Source organism: Egibacteraceae bacterium (assembly GCA_035540635.1).
Lineage (GTDB): Bacteria > Actinomycetota > Nitriliruptoria > Euzebyales > Egibacteraceae > DATLGH01.
The window spans coordinates 1-16,282 of record DATLGH010000042.1; the positions used below are offsets into that span (position 1 = coordinate 1).

Sequence of the window (16,282 nt, forward strand, 5' to 3'; positions counted from 1 at the left end):
CCCCCGAGGGGCCCCTCAACCCACCCGCTCGACAGCCCGCCGGCCGCGGCCCGCCTCGAGGGAGTCGACCGGTACCGCCGCGCCGCGTAACCTTCGCTCTTCACGCACCCCCGCCCCCCTTGGCCCGAGGAGTCCACGCCCATGGAGCCGGTGTACACACCTGTGGTCGGTGCGGCGATCGCCTTCTTCAAGATCATGGGATGGGACCTCCGCGTCCGGGGGAGCGAGCACGTCCCGGCCGAGGGGCCCGCCGTCCTCGCCACCAACCACATCGGCTACCTCGACTTCGCGTTCGTGGGCTACGCCGCGCGCGACCAGGGGCGCCTCGTGCGGTTCCTGGCGAAGAAGGAGATCTTCGACCACCCGGTCGCGGGGCCGCTCATGCGCGGCATGAAGCACATCGCGGTCGACCGCTTCGGCCGAGCCGACGTCGCCGTGCGCGCCGCGAGCGACGCCCTGCGCCGCGGCGAGGTCATCGGCATGTTCCCCGAGTCGACGATCAGCCGCTCCTTCGTGCCGGCGGCCGGCAAGACGGGCGCCGCCCGGATGGCGATGAACGCCTCGGCGCCGCTCGTGCCGGGCGCGGTCTGGGGGTCGCAGCGGATCGTCACGAAGGGCCGCCCGCCGAACTGGCAGCGGCGCGTCGTCATCACCGTCGACTTCGGCGCCCCGATCCCCTACGAGCCCGACGACGACGCCGGGGAGGTCACCAAGCGCCTCATGGCCCGCATCGGCGAGCTCGTCGAGCGGGCCGCCGAGGAGTACCCGCAGCGACCCGCTGACGACGACGACCGCTGGTGGCTGCCCGCCCACCTCGGCGGCACCGCCCCGACGACCGCGGAGGCGGAGGAGATGGCGGTCAAGGAGCGCATCCGCCGCCGCACTCGGCGCCAGGCCGAGCGCAAGCGCGAAACGGGCGCCTGAACCCGGCCCACCACACAGCCACTGCCGTTGCCGCACGTCACCCGACGTGCGCCCCGGCGCCCGGCCGTTCCCGCCGCGGCGGGAGCGCGGTTCCTCGTCTGACGTGCCGCCGGCGCCCTACGCGCGCAGCGAGACGATGGCCGCGCCCTCACGGACGAGGTCGTAGAGCTGGACCACGTCGGTGTTCGTGAGACGCACGCAGCCCTTCGACGCGTCGGTGCCGATCGAGTCGACGTTCGCGGTGCCGTGGAAGCGGATCGCGGGCGCGTCCCAGTTGATGGCGCGGACGCCGAGGGGGTTGTTCACCCCTGGGCCGATGGTGGGCGGCATGTTGGCTCCCCAGCCGTTCGGCGAGGGGTTGACCCACGTCGGCATGTGGCGCTTCGCCGTGACGGTGTACCGCCCGACCGGCGTGGGATGGTCGCCCGTCCCCACCGCGACGTCCCAGGAGTGGGTGATCACGCCGCCCCGGTAGAGGTAGAGCTTGTGCTCGAGCTGGCGGAGCAGGAGCACCTGGTCGAAGGACGCCGTGGTGACCTCGGGCGCGACGGGGTGGACGACGAGGTCGACGGCCTCGTCGCCCTCGGTCACCGCCTCGTAGAGGCTCTCGGCGCCGGCCTCGGTGTCAACGACCCGCCCGTCGCTGCCCGCGACGATCTGCACCCAGCCCGTCGAGTAGTCCAGGGCGGCGTCCGTGGGAGCGAGGTTCACCTCGGCGGCGATCGCGTCGACGAAGTCGCGCGCGCCCTCCTCGGAGTGCGTGACGGTGACGTCCCGCGCGAAGTCGAGCTCCTCGCCGAACCAGCGCATGCGAGCGTAGCCGATCCACCCGGGGTGGGCGCTCGCGTCCACGGCTGCGGCGACTGCCTCCTCGGCGTCGCTCGTCGCTCCGAGCTCGCGGGGGGTGGTGGACCACTCCTCCGTCTGCCAGCGCACGGTCACCGGGCGGTCGAGCTCGGGCGCGATGGACTCCTCGACGGCGGCGAGCGCCTCCTCGGCCGTGAGGCCGCTGACGTCCACGCCGGCCACGGTCGCGGTCGGCAGGATGCGCCCGTCGTAGCTCCCCGCGTACGCAGCCGTCCCGTAGCCGACCACCGCACCGGCGGCCAAGGCCGCGAGCCCCACCACGGCGCCGGTCCCCCACAGCCACCTGCGCCGGTGTCCACGCTCAGGCACGACCGGCTCCCCCGCCGCGGGGACGGAAGGCGCACCCTCCAAAACGTCCGTGGTCATCGCGCCCCTTCGCCCCTGCTTGCCTTCCCTGCCCATGAGCAACATGGATCGCACCACGCCGCAGTAGAAGACGGGAGTCTAGTGCAAGCGCGCGCACCGTGCCGCTGGACTTTCGACCACGTCAAGGAACCGCAGTCGTCGCGTCGGGGTCGACGTCGTAGCGCGCGATGGCCTCGGCGACGGTCGCGTGCTTCACGTCCCCCTCGAGGGCGAGCTCGTGGAGGATCGCCACGACGATCGACGCGGCGTCGACCCGGAAGTGGCGACGCAGCGCGGCACGGGTGTCGGACCGGCCGAAGCCGTCGGTGCCGAGCACCCCGTAGGGCCTCGGCACCCACCGGGCGACGAGACCGGGCACGGCCGCCTGGTAGTCCGACACGCCCACGACCGGTCCCTCGGCGTCCGCGAGGAGCTGCGTGACGATCGGCCACCGCGGCTTGTCGGTCGGGTGGAGCTGGTTCCAGCGGTCGCAGTCGACCCCGTCCCGGTGCAGCTCGACCCAGCCGGGGGCGCTCCACACGTCCGCGTCGACGTCCCACTCCTCGCCGAGGAGCCGGGCGGCCTCGAGCGCCTCGCGCATGATGCTGCCGCTCGCGAGGATCTGCGCGCGGTGGCTGCGTTCCCCCTCGGCCTGCTGGTAGCGGTACAGGCCCCGGAGGACAGCCCCCTCGTCGAGGCCCTCGGGCATCGGCGGCTGCACGACCGGCTCGTTGTAGACGGTGAGGTAGTACATGACGTCGGGCGAGCGGCCGGTCGCGTCGCCGAACATGCGCCGGATGCCGTCCTCGACGATCACCGCGATCTCGTAGGCGAACGACGGGTCGTAGGCGACCACCGCCGGGTTCGTGGCCGCCATGAGCAGCGAGTGGCCGTCCTGGTGCTGCAGGCCCTCCCCGTTCAGGGTCGTGCGGCCCGCGGTCGCGGCCATGAGGAACCCGCGGGCACGCTGGTCGGCTGCGGACCAGATCGAGTCGCCGGTGCGCTGAAAGCCGAACATCGAGTAGAAGACGTACACCGGCAGCATCGGCTCGGCGAACGTCGCGTAGCTCGTGCCGGCGGCGTGGAAGGAGCCCATCGAGCCGGCTTCGGTGATCCCCTCGTGGAGGATCTGGCCGTCCCTGGCCTCGCGGTAGGCGAGGAGCATCTCGCGGTCGACGGGCTCGTACTGCTGCCCGTGCGGCGAGTAGATCTTCTGCGACGGAAACAGCGAGTCCATGCCGAAGGTCCGCGCCTCGTCGGGGATGATCGGCACGATCCGCCGGCCCAGCTCGTCCGCCTTGAACAGGTCCTTGAGCAGCCGCACGAACGCCATGGTGGTTGCGACCTCGTGCTTGCCCGAGCCCTTCTTCAGCTCCGCGTAGGCGTCCTTCGCCGGCAGCTTCAGGGGCTTGGCGCGCAACACCCGTCGCGGCAGCGAGCCGCCGAGCTCGCGGCGACGGTCCATCATGTACGCGATCTCCTCGGAGTCGCGGCCGGGGTGGTAGTAGGGCGGCAGGTCGCCCTCGAGCTCGGCGTCGGAGATCTCGAGGTAGAGACGGTCGCGGAACTTCTTCAGGGCCTTCTGGGTGAGCTTCTTCATCTGGTGGGTGGCGTTGCGCGCCTCGAAGTCCGGCCCGAGCGTCCACCCCTTGATGGTCTGCGCGAGGATGACCGTCGGCTGCCCGGTGTGCTCGACGGCGGCCTTGAACGCGGCGTAGACCTTGCGGTAGTCGTGCCCCCCACGGTCGAGGACCGGCAGGTCCTCGTCGGTGAGCCCGCTCGCGGCGAGGATGCGCTGCAGCTCGTCGCTGTCGAAGAACTGCTCACGGATGTACTTGCCGCTCGAGGTCGTGTAGGTCTGGAACTGGCCGTCGGGGGTCTCGTTCATCTTGCGGACGAGCTCGCCGTCGCGGTCGTGGGCGAGCAGCTCGTCCCACTTGCGGCCCCACACGACCTTCACGACGTTCCAGCCCGCGCCCCGGAAGTAGGCCTCGAGCTCCTGGATGATCTTGCCGTTGCCACGCACGGGGCCGTCGAGGCGCTGGAGGTTGCAGTTGATGACGAAGGTGAGGTTGTCGAGCTCCTCGCGGCCGGCCACGCCGAGGGCGCCGAGGGCCTCGGGCTCGTCCATCTCGCCGTCCCCGAGGAAGCACCACACCCGCGAGCCGGAGGTGTCGGCGATGCCGCGGTTGTGGAGGTAGCGGTTGAACCGGGCCTGGTAGATCGCGTTGATCGCGCCGAGCCCCATGGAGACCGTGGGGTACTCCCAGAAGTCGGGCATGAGCCGGGGGTGTGGATAGCTCGACAGGCCCTCCGACGAGCTCTCCTGGCGGAAGCCGTCGAGCTGGTCCTCACTCAGGCGGCCCTCGAGGTAGGCGCGCGCGTAGATGCCCGGCGAGGCGTGGCCCTGGATGAAGATCTGGTCACCCGCCTGGGTGGTGTCGTCCCCGCCCGCGGCACCGCTGCCGCCCTTCCCCGCGGCACCGCTGCCGCCTTTCCCCCGGAAGAAGTGGTTGAACCCGACCTCGTAGAGCGACGCGGACGAGGCGTACGTGGCGATGTGGCCGCCGACGCCGATCTCCGGACGGTTCGCGCGGCTGACCATGACCGCGGCGTTCCAGCGGATGTAGGCGCGGATGCGCCGCTCGATGTGCTCGTCGCCGGGGAACGGCGGTTCCCGCTCCGGCGGGATGGTGTTGATGTAGTCGGTGGAGGTGAGCGCCGGCACGCCGACCTGGTTGGCCTGCGCCTCCTGGAGCAGCCGCAGGACGAGGTAGCGCGCGCGATCACGCCCGTGGGCGTCGATCACCGCGTGGAGGGAGTCGAGCCACTCTCGCGTCTCGGCGGGGTCGGCGTCGGGCAGCTGGCTCGGCATCCCGTCGACGATGACCTTGTCGCTCACCGTTCCCTCCTCGATCGCGGGCCGTTGTCGTCCAACCCTAGTGCGCCCGACCGGCCGAGGAGGCGGGCCGCCGCGGTGAGATCATCGACGAAGTCGGCGCGAGCCTCGGCGCGGGCGTCCTCGTCGGGTCGCCCGCCCCCGCGGGCCCGAAGGATAGACGAGGGGTGCACGGTGGCGATGACCGTGCGCCCGTCCTCCCACGCGATCGGCTCACCGCGCTGGGCCGTGACCCGGAACGACCGGCCGAGCAGGGCCTTCGCGGCGGTCGCCCCGAGCACGACGATCACCTTCGGGTCGACGACCGCGATCTCGGCGTCGAGCCACGGGCGGCAGGCGGTGATGTGCTCGGTCTTCGGCGTGGCGTGGATCCGCCGCTTGCCGCGGGGGGTGAAGCTGAAGTGCTTGACGACGTTGGTGACGTACGCGGCCTCACGGTCGATGCCGGCGGCCTGCAGCCCTTCTCCGAGCTCGCGGCCCGCCGGGCCGACGAAGGGGTGACCCTCCCGGTCCTCGCGGTCGCCCGGCTGCTCGCCGAGGAGCATGAGCGGCGCGGGCGCCGGCCCCTCGCCGAACACCGTCTGGGTGGTGCCCTCCCACAGGGCGCAGGCGCGGCAGCCGGCGGCGGCTTCGCGCAGCTCGGGCAGGGTCGCGCGCTCGGGGACGAGGGGCGCGGCGGCGGCGCTCACCGGGCCGGCCCCCCCGATGCGCCGAGCGCGACTCGCACGACACCTCGTCGGGGGATCATGGCAGCGGTGTGCCCGCGCTGGCGCCGCGTTGAACGTCGGTCGCTAGTCCCACACCCGGTCGAGGCGCCAGGCGCCGGCTTCGTGGACGAGCTCGTACACCCCGCCCCCCGCCTCGACCCGCCAGAGGTCCCGCTGGGGTACCTCGATCGCCCCGCCCGACCAGTAGCCGGCGTCCTCCCTCCAGTGGCCGAGCACCGCCCGCACCCGGTAGCTGGCGCCACGCCAGGAGAACCGCGTCGGGCCCGTGCGGTCGACGTCGACCTCGACCGGTTCCCGGTAGCGCTTGGCCATTCGTCCCTCCGCGGTTGCGCGGCTGCGCGAGCGGCGTGGACGTGGCAGCGTGGCGGCCGGCTCACGCCTTCCCTCGCGTCCGGCCGCCACGCCGTGGTTGCCAGGACCGAATCGAACTTCCGTTCGATCCCGACGGGCACGGTACGCCCGCGACCAGCCCGCGTCAAGACGGTGGGGGGAGGACCTCGTCGAGGAGCTCCTCGGCGAGCTCCTCGGGCTCGGCGCCGCCCACGACCTCTCCGTTCAGGCGGGCGAGGCGGTCGGTGTCGAGCAGCGCGACGACCGGGGCGAGGGCAGCCGCGACCTCCGGCGCCCGCTCGAGGGTGCGGCTGCGCGCGACCGGGGCGACGACGAAGGCAGGGAACACGACGAGGTCGTCGCTCACCGGCACGAGACCGGCCCGCCGTGCGGCCCCCGAGGTGGCCGTGGCCAGACCCGCGTAGCACGAGCCGTCCGCGACCTGCTCGATGGCCTGTTGCTCGTCCGCGGCCACGAGCTCGACGTCGTCGACGTTGAACGCGTACGCCCGGGCGAGGTCGGCGAGCCCGCCGGGCCGCCGGATGAAGTCCCGGTCGGCGCAGAGCCGTTGCCCGGACAGCCCACGTGACAGCCACGAGAGCGTGGCCGGCTCGTCGGCGGGCAGCTGGGACTCGCGGACGAACAGGGCGAGGGTGGCGTTGGCGGCAGCCGGCTCCAGCCAGGTGAGGTTGCGCTCCTCGTCGGCCCGGCGCACCCGCTCGTAGGACTCCGTGGGGTCAGCGGGCGGGGTCTGCTGGTGCAGCCCGAGCGCCCACGCGGCGCCCGTGTAGTCCCAGAACAGGTCGATGTTGCCCCGGATGGCCTCCCGCCGCAGGTCGACGGTGCTCCCGAGGTCCGCGCGGATCTCCGGGGCGAGGCCCGCGCGGTCGAGGGCGACGATGCTGAGCGCCGCGAGCAGGCGCTGCTCGTCGGTGGAGCCGACCCCCACGACAACCGTCGGGGACGGACGCGACGTCGCGGGCAGGCACGCCGTGACGGCGAGCACGCACGCGACGAGGGCGGCGAGCACGATGCGGGGCCGATGCGGAGCGCAGGGGCGCATACGGCGAGTCTGCCGTCAGTTGCCCGGTGCCGCCGACGCTACGCTGGTCGGCGCCCTCCCTTTCGAGAAGGACCGTAGCCGCATGCACCGAAGAGCTCTGCTGAGATCCGCCGGCCTGGCAGCGGGGGCTCTCGCCGCCGGTGGAGCCCTCGGCGCGTGCGGCGAGGAGGCGCAGCCCCCCGGGCGACCCCCCGGCAAGGCGTCGGTGGAGACGAGCACCGGCGAGGAGCAGAGCCTGGTCGTGATCAGCGCCTCGTTCGAGACCCTGGCCGGCACCGACCGGCGGTTCGCGTTCGGGGTCACGACCGCCGACAGCGTCCCCCTGCGCGAGGCAGACCTCGACGTCCGGGTCCACGACCTCGAGGGCAACGAGCTCGCGGGGCCGTTCCCCGCGGAGTTCGTCGACGCCGGCGGACCGCTCGGCGTCTACGTCACCCGCATCGACGTCCCCGAGCCGGGACGCGTCGTCGTCGTCGTCCGCGACGGGGACGCCGTCGGCGAGGTGGCGGTGAGCGTCGTCGCCCCGGAGGACAGCAAGCTGCCGGTGCCCGGCGAGGCCGCGCCCGTCACCGCCACGCCGACCGTGGCCGACCCGATGGGCCTCGAACGGCTCTGCACCCTCGAGCCCGAGGCCTGCGGCATGCACGAGGTCAGCCTCGACGAGGCGATCGCCGGCGGCCGGCCCGTCGTGCTCCTCTTCGCCACCCCCGCCTATTGCCAGACCGCGGTGTGCGGGCCCGCCGTCGAGAACCTCGAGGCGGTGCGCACCGACGGCGACTGGGGCGACGTGGCGTTCGTCCACGTCGAGATCTACAGCGACGCTGGGCGGAGCCTCACCCCGCCCGTGGTCGAGTGGAACCTGCCGAGCGAGCCCTGGGTGTTCACGATCGCGGGCGACGGCACGGTCGTCGACCGCCTCGATGCCATCCTCGTCCCCCAGGAGCTGCGCGCAATGACGAGCGCGCTGCTGTAGAAGGTCCCTGGTCAGGCCCGGCGCAGGAGGGCCGCGAGCTCGGCGGCTGCGGCGGCGGGTCGGGCAGCCTCGCTGAGGGCGCGGACCACCACGAGGCGGCGCGCGCCCGTGGCGAGCACCGCGGGGGCGGTGGCGGGCGCCATGCCGCCGGTCACGAACCACGGCCGGTCACCGGCGACGGCCGCGGCGTGACGCAGCGGCTCGAGGCCGATCGGTGGCCGGCCCTGCTTCGTCGGCGTCGCGTGGACGGGTCCGACGGCGAAGTAGTCACAGTCCTCGACGAGCGCCCGGTCGATCTCCGCGACGGTGTGCGTGGAGCGGCCGACGATCCGCTCGACCCCGACGATCACGCGCGCCTCGGCGGGCAGGGCGTCGTCCTGGCCGACATGCACACCGTCGGCGTGGACCTCCACGGACAGGGACGGGTCGTCGTTCAGCACGAACAGGGCACCGTGGCGCTCCGCGGCGGCCCGGAAGACCGCGGCGGCCGCACGCAGCTCGTCGACGCCCGCGGCCTTGTCGCGAAGCTGCACGACGTCCACCCCGTTCGCGAGGACCGCGTCGAGCAGCTCGGGCAGGTCGCCCTGCTCGGCGCGCCGGTCCACGCACAGGTAGAGCACCGCGTCGGCGAGCCGCCGCCGCCGCCAGTCCCCGTCGCGGGTCACGGCCCGCGGCTCCCCACGGGCGCGCCGGGCGCGGCCTCGGCGGCGGGGTCGCGCAGGGGCCCGTCGCCGCACCCCCGGGTCCTCACAGGGCCGGGTCGGCGAGGTTCAGGCCGCTGAGACGTGACTCCAGGCGCGCCACCTCCGCCGCGACCGCATCGATCTCGCGGGTGAGCTGCACGTCGAACTGCGGGTAGAGGATGTGCAGGCTCGTCTCGGCCGCCCCGATCTGCCACCCGGCGGCGTCGCAGTACTCACCGAGGGCGAACTCCCAGGTGAAGAGTGCCTCGGAGCCGTCGTCGTGCACCCACTCGGTGAGGTAGCTGTTCGCCCGGCGCGCGTACTGCAGCACCCCCCGGCGGTCCTTCTGCACGGCGGAGAAGCCGAACGCCACGAGATCGTGGTGGAACCCGTCCGGTCGCGCGTCGGTCATGGGGTCGCAAGGATAGGGCAGCGCTCTGCCTCCCGCGAAGCGCGCCCACCCCGCCGTAGACTCACTGCCGGTATGGACATCACCTCGAGGACCGTCGCCGGCGACGGCTCCGTCACGGTGGGCAGCCTCGTCGCAGCCCGCTACCGCCTCGTCGCACGCATCGGCGCCGGCGGCATGGCGACGATCTTTCGCGCCCGCGACGAGACCCTCGACCGCGATGTCGCGGTGAAGGTCCTCCACGGCCACCTCGCGGACGACGCCACCCTGCTCGAGCGGTTCCGCTCCGAGGCCCGGCTGGCCGCCTCGCTGCTCCACCCCTCGGTGGTCAACGTCTTCGACCAGGGCGTGGCCGACCTGCCCTACATCGTCATGGAGCACGTCGACGGGCCGTCGCTGCGCGAGATCCTCACCGCGCGCGGGCGACTCCCCCCGGGGGAGGCCCTCGCGGTCATCGAGCCCGTCTGCCACGCGCTCGCCCGCGCGCACGCGTCAGGGCTGATCCACCGGGACGTGAAGCCCGAGAACGTGCTCATCGCCCCCGACGGGACACCGAAGGTGGCCGACTTCGGCATCGCGCGGGCGGTGGCGGAGACCGGGCACACGCAGACGGGTGCGCTCATCGGCAGCGTGCACTACCTCGCCCCCGAGCTCGTGGACGGCCGGGAGGCCACGCCGGCGAGCGACCAGTACGCCGTCGGGGTCGTGCTGTTCGAGCTGCTGACCGGCCGCAAGCCCCTGCCGGCCGACAGTCCCATGGCGATCGCCGTGCGCCACGCACGTGAGAGCGTGCCCCCGCCGAGCGCGTTCGTGTCCGACTCCTCGCGCGCCCTCGACCGGGTGGTCACCCGCGCGACGGCGATCAACCCCGACAAGCGCTATCCCGATCTGCTCGCCCTCGTTGCGGCGCTCCGCGCCGCCGTGCCGGGCGGTCCGCGACCGGTCACCGTGAGCGCCGCCGACGGGGCCGAGCGCACGCTCGTCATCCCCGCGGAGACGGCGGAGACGGTGTCGGTGCCCGCGGTCTCGTCTGCGGAAGACGGCGCCGGGGCGGCTCCGCGGCGCCGTCGGCCGGCACGACTGCGCAGGGCGCTCGTCGCGTTGCTCCTGCTCGCCGCCGCCGTGGGTGGCGCCTTCGCCGTCTGGAACTTCCTCCTGGCACCCGTCACCGGGGTGCCCGGGCTCCTCGGCACTTCCCAGGAGGAGGCCGCGGCCGAGCTCGCGCGCCTCGGCCTGGAGCTGACGGTCGCCGGCAGCGAGCACGACTTCGCCATGCCGGCCGGCCACGTGCTCGCACAGGATCCCGGGCCGGGCGCGCGGCTGCGTCGCGGCGGGTCCGTCGCGGTCGTCGTCTCGGCGGGCCGGGCACCGGTCGTCATGCCGGGTGTCGCGGGCTTGGAGCGGGAGGAGGCACTCGCGCTGCTCCAAGGCCCCGAGTACCGCTTCGAGGTGCGCGTCGACGAAGAGCACTCGCGCGTGCCGGCCGGCCAGGTGCAGGCGCAGATGCCCCCCGAGGGTGAGGCGCTCACCCAGGGTGACGCCGTCGTCATCAACGTCTCGCTCGGCGTCCGGCAGGTCACCGTGCCCGACTTGTCCGGCATGGACCGCGCCGAGGCCGAGGAGGCGCTCGCCGAGGCCGACCTTCTCGCGGCGTTCACCGGCGAGTACAGCGACGAGTTCCCCACACCCGGCGACGTCATCCGCCAGTCGGTCGGTCCCGGGACCGAGGTCGACGAGGGCTCGACGGTGACCGTGACGGTCTCCCGGGGCCCGGCGACGGTCGAGGTGCCCGACGTGCGCAACGACCCGGTGGCCGACGCGGTGGCCGAGATCGAGGGCGCCGGCCTCGTCGCGCGGGTCGTCGCCGAGCCACGCCCGCGCCTCGGACCGTTCCCCGCCGGGCGCGTCGGGCGCATCGAGGTGCAAGACCCCGCTCCCGGGACGAAGCTGCGCCGGGGCCAGACGGTGACGCTCTACACCTTCTCCGAGGGCTGAGCGCCTGCCGCTCCCCCGAGGCTCTCCCCCCGGGCAGTCACACCCCCCGCGTACGGTCGTCCCATGACCCGCCTGACCCTGCCGCAAGGGGCCCCACGATGAGCGTTGTCGACCGCATCCCCGAGCTTCCCGTCGAGGTCGTCCGCAGCCCGCGGCGGCGCAAGACCGTCGAGGCCCGCATGGTCGGCGGCGTGCTGCGCGTGTCGATACCCGCCGCGATGACCGCCGCCGAGGAGGCGCACTGGGTCAGGGAGATGAGCCGGCGGGTCGCCCGCAAGGTCCGGTCCGGGGCGGTCGACCTCGACCGTCGCGCCGCGGATGTCGCCGCCCGCTACGGACTGCCCCGCCCCGCGGCGATCCGCTGGGTGGACAACCAGGAGTGGCGCTGGGGCTCGTGCACGCCCGCGCACGGCACCATCCGCCTGTCCCGCCGCCTGGCGGCCTACCCGCCGTGGGTGCTCGACTACGTCATCGTTCACGAGCTCGCCCACCTCGCCGAGCCGAACCACAGCCGAGCCTTCTGGGCGCTCGTCGGCCGTTACCCGAAGGCCGAGCGCGCACGGGGCTTCCTTATCGCCAAGGGTGACGACCCCGACGACTAATGTTGCGGCGGTCTCCTCCAGGCGACCAATTGACGCATCACTCCGGTTCGAGTACGGTCCCGCCACGGATGCAAGGCATCCAGCGGGGCGCAAGGCGGGATGGGACTCGGGGGAGGAACGCTTTCTTCACCCTGTGTCAACCCTGCCCGATCGTGCCGACTTTGTCCTGTTTGAGGCGCACACGGGGGGTAGCGATGCTCCAGGGAAATGCTGTTCAGCAGAATGCAGCTCGTGGGCTGCGCGCCAGTCTGGCGGCAGTGGTCGGTCTGTTGCTCCTGCTTGCGCCGATGCCGGCGGAGGCGGCGCACAACGCCCTGCCGGAGATCACCTCGGCCGGGCCGCTGGAGCGGATCATCATCAGCGACGAGCTGAACTGCCAGGTCAAGCACGCGGCGGACTCGGTCTTCTCCTTCTACCCCTCGTCTGACCCCACCGGGGCCTGCGCCACGCTGGTGGCGACCGGCGGGACGCTGTACGGACCCACACACATCGCGGCGGGAAGCGGCGCGACACCGCGCACAGCGTTCACGCGCGTGAGCCAGAGTGCGGTGACCGGGACCGGCACCGGCGCAGACCCCTACCGCCTCGTGACCGTCGTCGACCTCGGGGACACGGGTCTGCGCCTGAGGCAGACGGACTCGTACGTCGTCGGTGAGGAGAGCTACCGCACCGACGTGCGCCTGGACAACACCGGCAGTGCCGCCGCCCCGGCGATCGTCTACCGCGCCGGTGACTGCTACCTGCAGGGCAGCGACTTCGGGTTCGGGCGTGTGGACGCCAACGGGGCTGTTGCCTGCACGACGTCGACCGCGCCGGGCGCCCGGATCGAGCAGTGGCTGCCGATCACCCCGGGCAGCAACCACTACCACGCCGGCTACAGCCAGGTGTGGTCGCGCATCGGTGCGCAGCTGGCCTTCCCCGACACCTGCCGGTGCAACGAGCTCATCGACAACGGGGCGGGGCTCAGCTGGACGGTGACCGTGCCGGCCGGGGGTGCCTTGACCCTCTCGCACCTCACGACCTTCTCCCCGATCGGCAACGTGCCGCTGACGACCACGAAGACCGCGGCCTCTCCGACCACCCCCGCCGGTGGTCAGAACTCCTACACCATCACGGTGACGAACCCGAACGTTGCCGCCGCGACCCTGGACACGATCACCGACACGCTCCCGGCAGGCTTCAGCTATGTCGCGGGGAGTTCGAGCGGTGCCACCGTCACCGATCCGGCGGTGGTCGGCCAGGCGCTCACGTGGAGTGGCCCCTTCACGGTTCCCCCCGATGGGGGCACGACGTCCCTGGCGTTCAACGTCGTCGTGGCCGCGACACCGGGCACCTACCACAACGAGGCACACGCGACTGCGAGCGGGCTGACCGTGAGTCCCACGGGGCCGACCGCGCCGGTGGAGGTGACCGCGGGGCAGACTCCGACGGAGGAGCAGTGCACGCCGCTGCTCGCGGGCCAGACGATCAACGTCGGCCAGGTCTGCGTCAGTCACGACGCCACCGACCTCATCGTGACCTACCGCACGACCGGCGGCTGGGTGCTCACCGAGACCCACCTCGCCGTCGGGAACGAGGTTGGCGACATCCCGGCCACGCGGCGCGGCGCCAACGCGGGCCAGCCCACCCCGGGCCACTTCCCGCACAAGGCTCGGCATAGCCCGGCCGTGAACACCTACTCCTACACGATGCCGCTGGGAGATCTTGACCCGGCGGAGGGCATGGTCGTCGCCGCGCACGCCAAGGTGCAGCGGGTCGTGGACGACACGACGGCGGAGGAGTCCGCCTGGGGGGCGGGGCAGCGGTTCGTCCAGCGTGGCAACTGGGCCACCTACTTCTGGTACTCCTCGACTCCGTAGGCGCGGACCGACACCGACCAGGGAGACCACCAGGCGAGATCGGTGGTCTCCCTTCATTGGGAGCCTGAGCATCTCGTGGTCCGTCGACGGTGGAAGCGTCGAACAGATCCGTCGTGCCGTTGCGCTCATAGTCGTGGGTCATCGTTCCGGCCCGGCCGGGTTCCATCGGCAGAGACGGCTGGGTACGGTCAGCGCCTGCGTTTGGGTCCGGACGACGCGCCAGCCCCTACGAGGCGCTCGCCGCATTCACGTCCCGCATGATCGGGACGACGCCCGGCAGCGGGATGCTCGTCGAGATGGCCCCAACGGTCGCGAACGCGGTGGGCGCCGGGGCAGGAGAGGTGTGGTTGCGGGGCGGCTCGCAGCTGCGCCGCTCGGCCCGCTGGCCCGGCGCCGCCGGACAACCGCAGCGACGTCAACGCCGCGCAGGTGCGGCTTGTCAACACCGCCTCGAGTGGGAGCAAGATCGTCTCTGCGGTGCCGGACCAGGGCACCTTGCACGATAAGAACCCGGCCTATTGGCGCGCGCGCTAACCTCCCGACCCGCCGGTGCGCAGGACGCGGCGCAGCGCCTCGGCGGCGAGGCGGCAGTCCGCGCGCGACACGTCGGGGTGGGTGACGAGGCGGACCGTGCGCGCGTCCATGGCGCCGGCGAGCACGCCGAGGTCGGCAAGGGCCCCCACGACGAGGTGCGCGTCGACGTCCTCGACGTAGACGATGTTCGTCTGCACCTGGGCGAGGTCGACGCCCTGCGGGCAGACCTCCTTGGCCGCCTCCGCGAGCATCCGGGCGTTCGCGTGGTCCTCCGCCAGCCGGTCGACCATCTGCTCGAGCGCGACGAGCCCGGCCGCGGCGATCACCCCCGCCTGGCGCATCGCCCCGCCGTAGCGCCGCCGCCACTGGCGGGCCTCGGCGATCGCGTCGGCGGCGCCGACCATGAGGCTGCCCACCGGGGCGCCGAGCCCCTTGGAGGTCGAGAACATGAGCCCGTCGACGAGCCGGCCGTACACGTGGGGCTCGACGCCGGCGGCCACGCACGCGTTGAAGACGCGGGCGCCGTCCATGTAGAGCGGCACGCCGGCAGCCGCGCAGACGCCCTTCAGCGCGGCTAGGTCTTCGACGCCGTAGTAGGTGCCGCCCCGGCGGTTGTGGGTGTGCTCGACCCACACGAGCGACGTCGGGGTGAGGGGGAAGGCGTCGGGGCGGATCGCGGCGGCGACCTGCTCAGGGCTCAGCAGCCCGTAGGCGCCCGCCACAGTGCGGAACTGCACGCCGGCGAGCAGGGCGCCCGCGCCCGCCTCGTAGTTCACGACGTGCGCGTCGGCCTCGACGACGACCTCCGTCGCGGGGCGCGCGAGCACCCGCAGCCACAGCTGGTTGCACATCACCCCCGACGGGCAGAGCAACGCGGCCTCGCGGCCGAAGCGCTCGGCCGCCACCTCCTCCAGGCGCGCGACCGTCGGGTCCTCGCCGTAGACGTCGTCGCCCACGACAGCCGCGGCCATGGCCGCGCGCATCGCGGGCGTCGGCCGGGTCACCGTGTCCGAGCGCAGGTCGACGACGGCCTCAGCCAAAGAAGACCTCGGCGACGCGGTACACCTCCGGCGGCACGGTCTTCAACGTCGCGGTGGCCTCCCGCAGCGGCACGGGGACCACCGCGTTGCCCTGCAGGCCGACCATGGCGCCCCACTCGCCGCGGGCGACGGCGTCGACGGCGGCGACGCCGAGCGTCGACCCGAGCACGCGGTCGAAGGCGTTCGGCGAGCCGCCCCGCTGCACGTGCCCCAGCGTGGTGACGCGCGTGGCGAAGCCGGTGCGCTCCTCGATGATCGGTGCGAGCACGTTCCCGAGGCCGCCGAGCACCGGCCGGCCGAACTCGTCGCGGTCGTAGTCGGGTAAGCCGACGGTCCCCTCGACGGGCACGGCCCCCTCGGCGACGACCACGATCGAGAACGGTCGGCCCATGCCGTGGCGCCGCTTGAGATGGCGGGCCACGCGGTCGATGTCGAAGGGGTGCTCGGGGATGAGGATGGCGTCGGCGCCTCCGGCGAGTCCCGCGTAGGTGGCGATCCAGCCGGCGTTGCGGCCCATGACCTCGAGGAGCATCACGCGGTTGTGGCTCTCCGCCGTCGAGTGGAGGCGGTCGACCGCCTCGGTCGCGATGTCGAGGGCCGTGGAGAAGCCGATGGTGAACTGCGTGCCGGACAGGTCGTTGTCGATGGTCTTCGGCACCCCGATGATCGGCACACGGTGCACCTCCCACAGCGCCGTCGCCGCGGACAGCGTCCCCTCGCCGCCCACGACGATGAGGCCGGAGAGCCGGTGGATGTCGAGCGCCTCGCGCACCCGCTCGACGCCCCGGTCGGCGGCCTCGGGGTTCGTCCGGCTCGTGCCGAGGACCGTGCCGCCCCGGTGGAGGATCCCTCGGGTCGACTCGAAGGTCAGCGGCTCGGCGGCGCCGTCGAGCACCCCGCGCCACCCGTTGCGGAAGCCCGAGACCGCGATGTTGTGCTCGTCGATCCCGCGGCGCACGACCGCGCGGATGACCGCGTTGAGGCCGGGGCAGTCACCCCCGCCGGTGAGGATGCCCACCCGCGTGCTCATC

14 protein-coding genes are annotated in these 16,282 nt (G+C 73.0%); 5 read left to right on the forward strand and 9 right to left on the reverse strand.

Annotation, left to right across the window (positions count from 1 at the left end; genetic code table 11):
• Positions 1-141: 141 nt before the first annotated feature.
• On the forward strand, positions 142-924 hold the full coding sequence (locus VM324_07190; protein ID HVL99059.1) for a lysophospholipid acyltransferase family protein: 783 nt from the start codon (positions 142-144) through the stop codon (positions 922-924).
• 117 nt (positions 925-1,041) lie between these two features.
• On the opposite strand, the gene VM324_07195 is transcribed toward VM324_07190, so the two are convergent.
• From VM324_07195 to VM324_07215, 5 genes are all read right to left on the reverse strand, one after another.
• Entirely contained in the window at positions 1,042-2,100 is a 1,059-nt protein-coding gene (locus tag VM324_07195; protein HVL99060.1) for a L,D-transpeptidase family protein, read from the reverse strand.
• Between the two features lie 178 nt (positions 2,101-2,278).
• A complete protein-coding gene (gene aceE / locus VM324_07200) occupies positions 2,279-5,011 on the reverse strand; it encodes a pyruvate dehydrogenase (acetyl-transferring), homodimeric type (protein HVL99061.1) in 2,733 nt (910 codons plus the stop codon).
• 23 nt (positions 5,012-5,034) lie between these two features.
• Positions 5,035-5,724, reverse strand: a complete 690-nt coding sequence (locus tag VM324_07205) for a UdgX family uracil-DNA binding protein (protein HVL99062.1) — start codon at positions 5,722-5,724, stop codon at positions 5,035-5,037.
• Between the two features lie 102 nt (positions 5,725-5,826).
• Positions 5,827-6,075, reverse strand: a complete 249-nt coding sequence (locus VM324_07210; GenBank protein ID HVL99063.1) for a DUF6504 family protein — start codon at positions 6,073-6,075, stop codon at positions 5,827-5,829.
• Between the two features lie 163 nt (positions 6,076-6,238).
• A complete protein-coding gene (locus VM324_07215; GenBank protein HVL99064.1) occupies positions 6,239-7,156 on the reverse strand; it encodes a glycine betaine ABC transporter substrate-binding protein in 918 nt (305 codons plus the stop codon).
• A gap of 82 nt (positions 7,157-7,238) precedes the next feature.
• Between VM324_07215 and VM324_07220 the strand changes: the two genes are divergently transcribed.
• Complete coding sequence (locus VM324_07220) at positions 7,239-8,129, forward strand: hypothetical protein (protein HVL99065.1); 891 nt, start codon at positions 7,239-7,241, stop codon at positions 8,127-8,129.
• 11 nt (positions 8,130-8,140) lie between these two features.
• Here the strand turns inward: VM324_07220 and thiE are convergent, their stop codons facing one another.
• Positions 8,141-8,794 (reverse strand): thiamine phosphate synthase, encoded by a 654-nt coding sequence (gene thiE, locus VM324_07225; protein ID HVL99066.1) that lies wholly within the window; start codon positions 8,792-8,794, stop codon positions 8,141-8,143.
• A gap of 82 nt (positions 8,795-8,876) precedes the next feature.
• On the reverse strand, positions 8,877-9,224 hold the full coding sequence (locus VM324_07230; protein ID HVL99067.1) for a hypothetical protein: 348 nt from the start codon (positions 9,222-9,224) through the stop codon (positions 8,877-8,879).
• Positions 9,225-9,296: 72 nt separating this feature from the next.
• Here VM324_07230 and pknB point away from each other — a divergent pair, with 72 nt between their 5' ends.
• The 3 genes from pknB (at position 9,297) to VM324_07245 (ending at position 13,677) form a co-directional block, all read left to right on the forward strand.
• Positions 9,297-11,216 carry a Stk1 family PASTA domain-containing Ser/Thr kinase gene (gene pknB, locus VM324_07235; protein ID HVL99068.1) on the forward strand — a complete coding sequence of 640 codons (1,920 nt, stop codon included), beginning with the start codon at positions 9,297-9,299 and terminating at the stop codon, positions 11,214-11,216.
• 98 nt (positions 11,217-11,314) lie between these two features.
• Entirely contained in the window at positions 11,315-11,818 is a 504-nt protein-coding gene (locus VM324_07240; protein ID HVL99069.1) for a M48 family metallopeptidase, read from the forward strand.
• A gap of 257 nt (positions 11,819-12,075) precedes the next feature.
• Positions 12,076-13,677: a hypothetical protein gene (locus tag VM324_07245; protein ID HVL99070.1), complete on the forward strand. Its 1,602-nt coding sequence runs from the start codon at positions 12,076-12,078 to the stop codon at positions 13,675-13,677.
• Positions 13,678-14,207: 530 nt separating this feature from the next.
• Here the strand turns inward: VM324_07245 and VM324_07250 are convergent.
• Entirely contained in the window at positions 14,208-15,251 is a 1,044-nt protein-coding gene (locus VM324_07250; protein HVL99071.1) for a GntG family PLP-dependent aldolase, read from the reverse strand.
• Positions 15,244-16,281, reverse strand: a complete 1,038-nt coding sequence (locus tag VM324_07255) for an ATP-dependent 6-phosphofructokinase (protein ID HVL99072.1) — start codon at positions 16,279-16,281, stop codon at positions 15,244-15,246. The genes VM324_07250 and VM324_07255 overlap by 8 nt, the downstream gene beginning before the upstream one ends.
• Position 16,282: the final 1 nt, after the last annotated feature.

Excerpts from the sequence above, each read along its gene's own strand:
- VM324_07255 (HVL99072.1), bottom strand. The coding sequence starts at position 16,281 with ATGAGCACGCGGGTGGGCATCCTCACCGGCGGGGGTGACTGCCCCGGC.
- aceE (HVL99061.1), bottom strand. The coding sequence starts at position 5,011 with ATGCCGAGCCAGCTGCCCGACGCCGACCCCGCCGAGACGCGAGAGTGG.
- VM324_07220 (HVL99065.1), top strand. The coding sequence starts at position 7,239 with ATGCACCGAAGAGCTCTGCTGAGATCCGCCGGCCTGGCAGCGGGGGCT.
- VM324_07240 (HVL99069.1), top strand. The coding sequence starts at position 11,315 with ATGAGCGTTGTCGACCGCATCCCCGAGCTTCCCGTCGAGGTCGTCCGC.
- VM324_07190 (HVL99059.1), top strand. The coding sequence starts at position 142 with ATGGAGCCGGTGTACACACCTGTGGTCGGTGCGGCGATCGCCTTCTTC.
- pknB (HVL99068.1), top strand. The coding sequence starts at position 9,297 with ATGGACATCACCTCGAGGACCGTCGCCGGCGACGGCTCCGTCACGGTG.
- VM324_07210 (HVL99063.1), bottom strand. The coding sequence starts at position 6,075 with ATGGCCAAGCGCTACCGGGAACCGGTCGAGGTCGACGTCGACCGCACG.
- VM324_07215 (HVL99064.1), bottom strand. The coding sequence starts at position 7,156 with ATGCGCCCCTGCGCTCCGCATCGGCCCCGCATCGTGCTCGCCGCCCTC.
- VM324_07230 (HVL99067.1), bottom strand. The coding sequence starts at position 9,224 with ATGACCGACGCGCGACCGGACGGGTTCCACCACGATCTCGTGGCGTTC.